Here is a 9,046-nt window from a genome sequence, read left to right as displayed (position 1 = left end):
GGCTGGAGGATGAAGACGCGCACCCAGGCATCGACGGGCACGTTGTCGGATGCGCCGCTGACGCCGTTCGCCTCGCAGTCGATGCCGGCGACGATGAGCACCCGGCGCTCGGGATCGGTGGAACGGTTGGCGGCATTGCAGACGGCGCCGCCGGTCTCCTGGCGGCCGGACAGCACCACGCCGTCGACCGAGTTCGCGATCTCGGACAGGTAGATGTCGTAGCGCGTCGTCGGGTAGGCCGGAAGCCACTCGGGCGCGGTGCCGTAGTTGGTGGCGACGTAGTCCGCGTAGCCCTCCGAGAAATCGCCGTCGCCGAAGCGCCCGCCCGCGCAGGTATCGCTGGTCAGGCAGTCGTCGGACGGCAGCGGCACGGTGTGGAGCGGGTCGTCCTCGGCAACGTCCGAGACGTTGCACTGACCGTTGCCGCGCCGCGTGACGCTCAGGCCGCTGATGACATTCGGCGCCGGGCCGAAGCGCGGATCGTTGCGGTAGGAGTTGAGGACACCCTCGTAGATGTCGAAGCGGCTGTTGACGGCAGCGGCGAGGCGGCCGACCGACTGGCCGGGGCGGGTGTCGACGCCGTCCATCTCGAAGCAGGTGGTCACGGGCCGCTCGGCCGCCAGGACGCACCATTCCTCGTTGCCCGAGCTGAGGCCCGCGCAGGCGCCGTTGGGATCGACGGTCGCGGCACCGTCCGGTGCCCGGAGGAAGCCGTAGTTGCCCGCGCCCCACTGTCCGCCGCTGCCGCCGCCGGCGCGGAGCCGCACGGCGGTTCCGGCGGCCTGCGCGGCGTCGAAGCCTTCGGGGATGCACATCATCATGCTGGAGATGTCGCAGGCGATCTGGGTGAAGCCCGCGACGGCGTTCGCGCGGACGGTCGACCGCGCGTCCGCGCCCTCGCCGCGCAGGCTGCGGAAGGCCGCGCCGAAGGTCCAGGCGACATCGCGGGCGGTCACGTCCACGCGGACGAAGCGCGCCCGGCGGGGATCGGCGGTGATCGCGCTCGTCGGCTGCGTGTCGAGCGCGGGCAGCGCAGACAGGAAGGTGAGCGTGTAGTCGAGCGGGCCCGACAGGCTGCGGCTGCCGTCCGCGAAGGTCTGATCGTCCTCGATCATGCCGGCCGCCGCGGCGCGGGCGCGGTCGATGGCGTCAGGGCCGCCGTCGAGTTCCCCCGCGGCGGCGAGCGCCACGCTGTCGGCATAGGACTGGAGCTCGGTCTGCGTGACGCCGACGCGGCCGAGATCGAACGACAGCGCGAGGAAGCCCAGCATCAGGGCGAGCGTGACGCCCCAGATCGTCAGGAAGCTGCCGTCCTCGTTGCGCTTGAGGGAGATGAGGAGACGGAGGAGGTGCATCGGTCCGGTTCCTTCCTGATCCTGCCGCGCTCAGCTGCCGTCCTGCATGGCGACGGTCTCGACCTCGACGCCGCGACGCACGGTGACGGTGCGCGGCGGCGGAGGCACAGGCGCGGGTTCCTCGACGACGACGATCTGCGGCTCAGGCTCCTCCTCCTCGCCGAACATGTCGGAAAGGCGGATCGCGCGGGGCGCGGTGTCGGAGGCGCTGCCGAAGTTCCGCAGCATCAGGCTGAGACGCCCGGCGCGCTGCGCCAGCGCGAGGGACTGGCCCTGGTCGGCAGTGACTTCGACCGTGACGGTGCGCAGGACCTGCGGGGTGTCGGACTGCCCGTCGGCGTCCTGGTCGACGGCGATGATGCGGATGTTCTGGAGGATCGTGGCGGCGGTCATCTCGGCCCCGCTGCCCTGGGTCAGGACGACATCGACATAGTCGCCGGGACGCACGAAGCCGCCCGCGGCCGTCTCGGCATCGACGTTGATCGCCATGGCGCGGCCGTTCTCGCCGAGCGTCTGCACGATCGTCAGGCGCTCGCCGAAGGCCGAGACGTGGTCGGCGAGGATCGGCTGGCCGCGCAGGATGGTGGTGCGCGCGCGACGCGGCTCGTCGCCCTCGGGCGGCAGGATGTCCGCGACGCGGGTGAAGGCGCCGCTCGGCAGCGCGCCCGTGGGCCAGGGATGGGCCGCGACCATCTCGCCGTCGATGGCCTCGCCATAGGCGATGTCGCGGGTCGCGACCATGACCTCGACGAGGTCGGGCTCGGTCTGGGCCGCGGGCGGAACCGAACGCGATTCCATGACGCCGTGCGCGAGGTAGGCGGAGCCGCCGGCGACCGACAGCCCCAGTGCGGCCAGGAGGATCGAGGTCAGCTGCATCTTGCGTGCTCCGGTTCGGGGTGCGGCTTGCGGGGGGTCCGGTCAGCGGCGCAGGGAGAGGTGCGCCGCTGACCTGGGTGGTGCGGGATCTGCGGGAAGCGATCGGCCTCCCTCGGACCCCGTCCGTCCGGTGGCGTCAGTTGCCCGTCATCACCGTTTCGGCCTGGGTCATCTCGCCGGTGACGGCGTTGCCGAGGTTCAGCAGGGCGACCGTGCCGACGATCACGGCCAGCGTGAGCGCGATGCCGTACTCGACCAGGGTGACGCCGCGCTCGTCGTCGCGGAGGCGAAGGAAGAATTTGCGAAGCATGTTCGTAACTCCAATGTGTTTGCGTTCGTGCACCGCGAGCGGCGCCTTTCGGGGTTCGGGCCATCGCTGACCCGGCAAGATCGAAGCTACGGGGCCGGACCGGCACTCACACCGTCCGTTCCTGCGGGAATTTCTACCTGAGGTTGTATTTCTGCACGGACTCCGGCGATTTCGGGTTCGGACACGGGCCGCGCGCCTCCGACTCGCCCCATTGCCGCCATCATCGGGAATCGGTCCGGGTCGCCGCGCTCTCCGTCACTGACCGCGGCCGCGCGCGTCGCCCGCACAGGGACGGCTCAGGGACGGCACGGTCGAAAGGACCCGCGCCGTCGGGCCCGCCCCCGCAAACGTCAACGGGCGGCCACCCGCCGGGGAGTGGCCGCCCGTCCCTGGCGCAGGAGGCTGCGCGTCAGGGCTTGCGCGTGTCGGTGGAGCGGCCGGCGGAGCCCGCCCCGATGGCCGCTCCGGTCGATGTCCCGGAGGAAGCGGCTCCGCGCTCCCGCGCGGGCTCGCCCAGCCCGGTGCCGGTTCCCGTGCCGCGTGCCGTGGACGCCGAGAGACCGGCGCGGGTCGCCCCGGGCGTCCGGGCGGCTCCGGTCGCCGGACGGTGCGCCTCCCCGGCGCCCGCTGCCGCACCCTGCGTGGCGCCGGTCGCCGCCGGGGCCGGCGCGGCGCCGCCGGTGCTCCGGCCGGACGTGGCCGAGGATGTCCGCGTCGTGCCGCCCGGCGCCGTCCGCCCGGCCTCGGCCGGGGTCTCGCGATGGTGGGGTGCGGTCCAGGGATCGCTCCGCGCGGCGCTGTCCGTCGGGCCCGACGCGCTGCGGTCGTCGAAATCGGCGTGCTCGAGATACGCGCGCGCCTCCGCGTCGTAGTCGCGATGACCGTTCCGCCGCGATCCGGTGCCATCGAAGTGCGGACGGCGGTCGCGCGCGGGGTAGTAGGACGGCCCGAACAACAGGAGCCCGAGGCCGAGCGCGGTGAGCCCCAGCGCCACCGGCTTCTCCCGCGCGACGCGGGCGAAGCCTTCGCCGAGGTCGCCGTTGCTTCGCAGGTAGCTGCCCGCGCGGTTCCACATGTCCTCGAAGGTCAGCCGGTCCGCGATCTCGTCGAGCGTGCCGCGCAGCTCCGCGCGCTCGTGCTCGATCTCGCGCTCGATCTCGCGCGTGGATTGTCCATGCTCAGCCATTCTGGGTCGCCTCCTTCAGCGTCTGTGCGTCGCGGCGCAGGTTCTTCGTGGTCCGCGTCGGCGCGAGGCTCGCGGCCCTGAGGTTGCTCCGGCCGGTCAGCAGCAGGATCAGGGCGATCACGGCCAGCACGCCGAAGACGATCAGCGAGGACCATCCGGCCGAGATCCCGGCCGCGGTCAGCCATGCCACGAAGGCGGCGGCGAGCACGTTGAGCGCCACCAGCAGCAGCACGACGCCCCCGATGATCATGCCCACGGCCGCGAAGGCCTTGTTGGTGTTCTCCTGAAGCTCGGCCCGGAAGAGGTCTAGCTCCTTGCGGACGAGCGCCGTGACGTGTTCCAGCGCATCTCCCACCAGGCCGAGCGGGCCGGTCCTGGCCTGCTCCCTGCGGTGAAGGTCTTCGTCGTATCTGTCGGCCATGTCGCGTCTCCTTTCGCGCGTTTCCGTGTCGGGGGCCGTGCGGCCCACGACGCCTTGCGGTGTCGGGGCGCTGCGGCCCCGGATGTGCCCGGTCCTCAGCGCGAGGCGCCGGTCGTGTCCGCCGTCGCGGCTCCGCGCCGGCCCTCCGGTGTGGTCGTGTCGCGTCGGGTCTGGTGTTCGGCCTCGGAATTCAGCTCGGCGCCCAGCAGGACGACGAAGGCGGAGATCCAGAGCCAGGTGAGAAGCACGATCACGCCGCCGAGCGCGCCGTAGGTCTCGTTGTAGCTGCCGAAGTTGCGGACGTAGACCGAGAAGCCGATCGTCGCCGCGATCCAGAGCACGGTGGCGGTCAGCGCGCCCGGCGTGACCCAGCGCCAGCGCGCGGGCGCACGCGAGGGTCCGAAGCGGTAGATCACCGCGAGCCCGAGGACCGCGAGGAGCGCGAGCAGCGGCCAGCGCCCCCAGGACACGGCGGCGCGCAGGCCCTCGCCGAGGCCCAGGGCACCGAGGAGCGCGGGCGCCGCCACGGTTGCGGCCAGCGCCACGACGAGGCCGACGATCAGGAACAGCGTCAGCGCCAGCGCGACGAGGTTGAGCCGGACGAAGCCGCGCCCCTCCTCCTCGCCATAGGCGATGTTCATGCCCTCCATCAGCGTCTTCATGCCCTTCGACGCGCTCCAGAGCGACAGGAGGATGCCGAAGGCCGCGCCGATCCCTATGCCGGCGCCGGCGCCTTCGGTCACCTCTTGTGCCTGCGTGCGCAGGATCTCGGCGGCGTTCTCGGGCAGCGCGCCCGCCAGCGCCTGAAGCTGGCCGCCGATGTCGGCGGGGTCGAGCACGAGGCCCGCGATGGCCACGAGGCTGGCGATGGCGGGGAAAAGCGCGAGAAGCCCGAAGAACGCCACGCCCGCCGCCACGATCGAGACGTGGTCGGCGGGGATCGCGTCCTTGGTCCGCACGAGGATATCCCGCCACCCCGCCTTCGGGATGGCCCGGGGCGCCTCCGCGTCGCGTCCGTGCTGTGCCGTTCGGTCCATGCCTTCGCCTTTCGTTGCTTCAAGGCACGGGCCTCGGGAATGGTTCCGCGATGGCTGCCGCAGCGCCTTCCGCGCAAGGCGCGCGCAACCCCCGGGCTCCCGCGGCGTTGTTGCTCCAGCGGGGCGGATGCCCGTCTCGCCGAACCGGAGGAGCCCGCGCGCCATGAGCTACACACACGACCGCATCCTGACCGGCACGAGCCTTCCCGAGGCCGAGCGCCGCGTGCGCGAGGCGTTGAAGTCGGAGGGCTTCGGCGTCCTGACGGAAATCGACGTGAAGACGACGATGAAGCAGAAGATCGACGCCGAGATGGAGCCCTATCTCATCCTCGGCGCCTGTAATCCCAAGCTCGCCTGGAAGGCCATCGGCGTCGAGCCGCGGATCGGCGCGATGCTGCCCTGCAACGTCATCCTGCGGGCCGTCGACGGCGGCACCGAGGTGAGCGCGGTCGATCCCGTCGCCTCGATGGCGGCGGTCGAGAATGCGCAGTTGCACGCCGTCGCGGGCGAGGTGCGGGAGATGCTGATCCGCGCGGTCGATGCGGCCTGAGACGGCGCGCGACGCGTGGCGACGTCACGGCCCCGCGACGACGCCCGGGCGCCTCCGTCAGCCCGCCGGCGGGCCGGGATACTCCGCCCGTTTCAGGAGCCGCGCGAGATGCGCCGCGTTGGCGGCGGCCCTGTCGAGCGTGGATTGCACCGGGTCCGGCACCTTCTCGAGGTCGATGTAGTTCGTCGACTGCATCGCCTCGCCCACCCAGTAGACGCCGCCGTTCGCGGGAATGGTGAAGCCCACGTCGTTCAGCGCCTGGAAGCAGGCCGCGTGGCAGGTATGCGCCCCGTCCTCGTTGCCCACGACCGCCGTGAGCGCGACCTTGCCCGCGGGCGGCATCCGGCCCCGGTCGTCGGTCTCGCCGAGGAATGCGTCCATCCGCTCCAGCACGCGCCGCGCGACGGAGGACGGGTGGCCGAGCCAGATCGGTGTGCCGAGGATGAAGATGTCGGCCGCGAGCACACGTGCCCGCAGCGCGGGCCATTCGTCGCCCTCGCCCATGTCCGACTGGACGCCGGGCTTCACGTCGTGGTCGGCCACGCGCGCGATCTCGCCGGTCACGCCGTGCGGACGCAGCGCCTCGAGCAGGTCGCCGATCATCTTGTCGGTCGAGCTCGGGCTGTCCGAGGCAGTGCCGCGGAGCGAACAGTTAAGCGCGAAGGCGGTGAGCGGGTCGTCGTCGCGGGTCATGGCGTCTCCATTCGTTCGGTTGGCGGCGGTCGGCCCGGGCAGGCCCGGCACACGGCGCGGTCCGGGGCGGACCGGGCGCGCCGCGATCCATGGACATTCCGAAGACGCCCCCGACCGAGGTGGGAAAATGTGAAGCGGAAACCGGCCGGGAGGCGGATTGTTCCGTCAGGACCGGGGCGCGGAGCCCAGCATCTGCGCGGCCGTCCGTTCCGCGGAGGCGAGCGCGCCCTCCATCAGCCCGCCCATCTCCGGCGCCGTCTCGGTGACGCAGATGTGCAGCCCCGCCTCGGCGAGCCGGGCCAGCGGCGCGGGCAGCCCCTGCGCCGGATGCCCGCCGGGCGGCCCGAGGTCGCGCTCCGTCGCGGTTGCCGGCTGCGCCGCCCAGTCCATCAGCGCGGTCGCGGCGGGCGACAGCGCCTCTTCTCCGAAGATGCGTCCGAACTGGAGGAGCGCCGCCTCGGCGATGGCGTCGCCCCGCCCCGCCCGCGCCGCCGCCGGAACGCCGACGAAGCCGAAGAGGGCGGCGGGCGCAGCCTCGGGCCCGGAGGCGTCGTGGATCTCGACGAGCGGTCCCGCGCGGCTCATCGCGTCCCCCGAGAGGCCCGCCGCCCGCCAGAAGGGCCTCGCGTAGACCGCGACGAACTTTGCCTGCCCCGCCATCCAGGTCGGGATGGCGTCGAGCGCGCCCAGCGCCTCGGGCGGCAACGCGGGCGTGAAGGTCAATCCGGCCGCGATGCGCGGCGGGAGCGCGAGGACGACATGCCCGGCGGCGCAGCGGCCTCCGCCCTCCAGAACCACACCCTCCCCGACCCCGGCGACCGGTGCGGAGAGGTGGACACGCTCGCGCGGCAGGCGCGCGGCGAGCCCTTCGATCAGACGGACCATGCCGCCCTCGATGCGGAACGCCCCCTCCATCGAGGCGAAGCCCATCCCCCGGTGGACCGTTCCGCGCTCGTCCTCGAAGCAGATGTCGCCCGCGGCATGTTGCGGAAAGGCGCGGAGGCCGAGCTCGGCCACGAGGCGTGCCATGCGCGGCTGGCCCGGCCAGAACCACGAGGGGCCGAGATCGACGCCGCCCTCGGGCGTCTCCAGCACGGCGATCCGCCCGCCGAGGCGGGGCCGCGCCTCGAAGACGCGCACGTCCACGCCCGCAGCATGGAGCGTGTCGGCCAGCGCCAGCCCCGCGAGACCGCCACCGACGATCGCCACCTCGGTCCGCACGGTTGCGTCAGGCCCGGGCGGGTTCCGCAACGCGGACGGGGTGCCCCGCCGCCTCGATGTCGCGCCCGGCGGCGAGGAGGATGGCCTCGCGGAAGCGCGGCCCGACGAGTTGCACGCCCACCGGCACGCTGCCCGCCGCGCCCGTGGCGACGGCGAGCGCGGGCAGGCCGAGCGCCGGGATCGCCCGCTGGGTCAGCTGCGCCTCGATCACGCGGGCGAAATCCGCATCCGAGCGCACGTCGAGCTGCTGCTCGAAAGGCAGCTCGCCCGAGACGGGGCAGAGCACCACGGGACGGTCCGCCAGGAAGGTCTCCCACTGCCGGACGAGGCCCACCCGCGCCTGGAGCGCCTTCATCAGCACCGTGAAGCCGACCTCGCCGATGCCCTCGGTCATGCGCGCGAAGACGTAGCGCGAATCGGCCTCGCCCTCCCGCTCGATCATCTCGGCCGCGCCGAACTGCGTCTCGGCCATCCAGAGGACGGCGTTGATGTCGGCCGCGCCGCGCATCGGCGGGCACTCGGCCTCCTCGACCGTCCAGCCGGCGGCGCGGAGCCTCTCCGCCGCGTCGAGGAGCGCCGCGCGCACCTCGGGCGCGACCTCCATCCCGTCGGGCGCGAGGCACAGCGCCGCGCGCTTCGGCATCGCCCCGCCGTCGAGGGGCGCGGGAACGTGCCAGGGGTCGCGCAGGTCCGGCGCGGACATGGCGGCGAAGGCGAGGGCCACGTCCTCGACGCTCCGCGCGATCGGGCCGGACACGGCCATGAGCTGCGCGCCGATGAAGCGGTCGGGCGCACTGGCGTTCCAGGCGGGCACGCGACCCGGCGTGGGGCGCAGCCCGTGCAGCCCGCAGGCATAGGCCGGATAGCGGATCGAGCCGGCGATATCCGTGCCGTGGCCGAGCGCGCAGATCCCCGCCGCCACCGCCGCAGCCGCGCCCCCGGACGAGCCGCCGGGCGTGATCCCCGGATCGCGCGGGTTCAGCGTCTGGCCGTGCAGGTCGTTCCTGGTGAACCAGCGCAGCGAGAAGGCCGGCGTGTTCGTCCGCCCGACGATGACCGCGCCCGCCTTGCGCAGGTTCGCGACCACGGGGCTGTCGTCGGGCGCGACGGCATCCTTCAGGATCCTGAGGCCGTTCGTGGTGGCATGGCCCTTCTGGTCGACGTTGACCTTGATGGTCACCGCCACGCCCGCGAGCGGCCCGGGGTCGTCGCCCCGCGCGCGGGCGGCATCGACCGCCGCCGCGGCCGCGCGCGCCTCCTCGGGAAACTCCTGCACGACGGCGTTGATGGCGGGATTGACCCGCGCAAGCCGGTCGAGATGCGCCTCCGTCACCTCGGCGGCGGACAGCTCCCCCGTCCGCACCGCGGTCGCGATCGCACCCGCCGTCATCTCCCAG

The 9,046-nt window shown here is 73.0% G+C and carries 10 protein-coding genes; 1 reads left to right on the top strand and 9 read right to left on the bottom strand.

Annotation, left to right across the window (positions count from 1 at the left end; genetic code table 11):
- From ACTS11_RS01930 to ACTS11_RS01905, 6 genes are all read right to left on the bottom strand, one after another.
- A partial coding sequence (locus ACTS11_RS01930; RefSeq protein WP_442638667.1) for a pilus assembly protein TadG-related protein occupies window positions 1-1,355 on the bottom strand: 1,355 nt, incomplete at its 3' end.
- A gap of 30 nt (window positions 1,356-1,385) precedes the next feature.
- Entirely contained in the window at window positions 1,386-2,231 is an 846-nt protein-coding gene (gene cpaB, locus ACTS11_RS01925) for a Flp pilus assembly protein CpaB (RefSeq protein WP_442638666.1), read from the bottom strand.
- 136 nt (window positions 2,232-2,367) lie between these two features.
- Window positions 2,368-2,541 carry a Flp family type IVb pilin gene (locus ACTS11_RS01920; RefSeq protein WP_442638665.1) on the bottom strand — a complete coding sequence of 58 codons (174 nt, stop codon included), beginning with the start codon at window positions 2,539-2,541 and terminating at the stop codon, window positions 2,368-2,370.
- Window positions 2,542-2,950: 409 nt separating this feature from the next.
- The gene (locus ACTS11_RS01915) at window positions 2,951-3,727 is read right to left on the bottom strand and encodes a DUF3618 domain-containing protein (RefSeq protein ID WP_442638664.1); all 777 of its coding nucleotides are present in this window, start codon (window positions 3,725-3,727) and stop codon (window positions 2,951-2,953) included.
- Complete coding sequence (locus ACTS11_RS01910) at window positions 3,720-4,148, bottom strand: phage holin family protein (protein ID WP_442638663.1); 429 nt, start codon at window positions 4,146-4,148, stop codon at window positions 3,720-3,722. Before ACTS11_RS01910 ends, ACTS11_RS01915 begins: the two co-directional genes overlap by 8 nt.
- Window positions 4,149-4,243: 95 nt before the next feature.
- On the bottom strand, window positions 4,244-5,185 hold the full coding sequence (locus ACTS11_RS01905; RefSeq protein WP_442638662.1) for a YihY/virulence factor BrkB family protein: 942 nt from the start codon (window positions 5,183-5,185) through the stop codon (window positions 4,244-4,246).
- Between the two features lie 163 nt (window positions 5,186-5,348).
- Here ACTS11_RS01905 and ACTS11_RS01900 point away from each other — a divergent pair, with 163 nt between their 5' ends.
- Window positions 5,349-5,735 (top strand): DUF302 domain-containing protein, encoded by a 387-nt coding sequence (locus ACTS11_RS01900; RefSeq protein ID WP_442638661.1) that lies wholly within the window; start codon window positions 5,349-5,351, stop codon window positions 5,733-5,735.
- 57 nt (window positions 5,736-5,792) lie between these two features.
- Here ACTS11_RS01900 and ACTS11_RS01895 read toward each other — a convergent pair whose 3' ends face one another.
- The 3 genes from ACTS11_RS01895 to ACTS11_RS01885 all read right to left on the bottom strand — a co-directional run.
- Complete coding sequence (locus ACTS11_RS01895; RefSeq protein WP_442638660.1) at window positions 5,793-6,428, bottom strand: flavodoxin family protein; 636 nt, start codon at window positions 6,426-6,428, stop codon at window positions 5,793-5,795.
- Between the two features lie 165 nt (window positions 6,429-6,593).
- A complete protein-coding gene (locus tag ACTS11_RS01890; RefSeq protein WP_442638659.1) occupies window positions 6,594-7,649 on the bottom strand; it encodes a flavin monoamine oxidase family protein in 1,056 nt (351 codons plus the stop codon).
- A gap of 7 nt (window positions 7,650-7,656) precedes the next feature.
- A partial coding sequence (locus tag ACTS11_RS01885; RefSeq protein ID WP_442638658.1) for an amidase family protein occupies window positions 7,657-9,046 on the bottom strand: 1,390 nt, incomplete at its 5' end.

It is taken from the genome of Roseicyclus sp., assembly GCF_052168335.1.
Taxonomy (GTDB): Bacteria; Pseudomonadota; Alphaproteobacteria; order Rhodobacterales; family Rhodobacteraceae; genus Roseibacterium.
The sequence above is the reverse complement of the archived record's forward strand: the minus strand, read 5'-3'. Positions and strand labels throughout refer to the sequence as shown.

Excerpts from the sequence above, each read along its gene's own strand:
- cpaB (WP_442638666.1), bottom strand. The coding sequence starts at position 2,231 with ATGCAGCTGACCTCGATCCTCCTGGCCGCACTGGGGCTGTCGGTCGCC.
- ACTS11_RS01920 (WP_442638665.1), bottom strand. The coding sequence starts at position 2,541 with ATGCTTCGCAAATTCTTCCTTCGCCTCCGCGACGACGAGCGCGGCGTC.
- ACTS11_RS01915 (WP_442638664.1), bottom strand. The coding sequence starts at position 3,727 with ATGGCTGAGCATGGACAATCCACGCGCGAGATCGAGCGCGAGATCGAG.
- ACTS11_RS01910 (WP_442638663.1), bottom strand. The coding sequence starts at position 4,148 with ATGGCCGACAGATACGACGAAGACCTTCACCGCAGGGAGCAGGCCAGG.
- ACTS11_RS01905 (WP_442638662.1), bottom strand. The coding sequence starts at position 5,185 with ATGGACCGAACGGCACAGCACGGACGCGACGCGGAGGCGCCCCGGGCC.
- ACTS11_RS01900 (WP_442638661.1), top strand. The coding sequence starts at position 5,349 with ATGAGCTACACACACGACCGCATCCTGACCGGCACGAGCCTTCCCGAG.
- ACTS11_RS01895 (WP_442638660.1), bottom strand. The coding sequence starts at position 6,428 with ATGACCCGCGACGACGACCCGCTCACCGCCTTCGCGCTTAACTGTTCG.